The 656-nt window shown below is 65.5% G+C and carries 1 protein-coding gene; it reads right to left on the reverse strand.

Annotation, left to right across the window (positions count from 1 at the left end):
* On the reverse strand, positions 1-166 hold a 166-nt coding region (locus DMB66_RS60580), incomplete at its 3' end, for an NUDIX domain-containing protein (RefSeq protein WP_148113019.1).
* Positions 167-656: the final 490 nt, after the last annotated feature.

Genomic DNA, 656 nt, shown 5'->3' on the forward strand with positions numbered 1-656 from the left:
GTTCCTCGTGGACTTCGCGGCGCAGTGCATCCTCGCGGCTCGCATCGGTGGATTCGACGCCGCCGCCGGGGAGAACCCAGTAAACCGGAGTGTGCGGGCGCTCCCGGCGAATGAGCAGGACCTTGTCATTCGGGGTGACGAGGACAGCGCGGACGCGGTCTTTCACCGTTGCTCTCCATGTTGGGCCAGGACGGGGTAGTTATCGTCTCAGGGCCATGACGAGCTACGCCGGTGGGTGTGCCGCGCCCACCGGCGACGGCGCGTCCGTCATTCCATCGACCACTCCGGATGCATGGAGCGTGCGCTGGCGGTTGCGGAAGGTGAGTGCCTCGAAGGCGATGTCGCCGCCGAGCGGCGTGGCTGCGGCAAGGTCTCGTCAGCATGCTGAGGTTGTTCTTGCTGGTCAGTAGGACAGAAGAGCGGCGAGCGGAAACCGCCGTGCCGTGTCGGTGAGCGCGCCGGAGAACTCCGACAAACCATTGACACGACGCCGCCTCCACGCTGCTCACGCTCGACTTACGCTCCGTGAACGGCACTGTAGTGAGCAATAAGGCGATCGGGGGTCRAAGCGGGATGTCTCACCCGAGAACGGAAGCGAGTCCGGCTCGGCAGAAGACTGCGTCGCCTCGCCGGGTGGTAGATCGCCGCTGGAGTTG

This window comes from Actinoplanes sp. ATCC 53533, assembly GCF_003947245.1.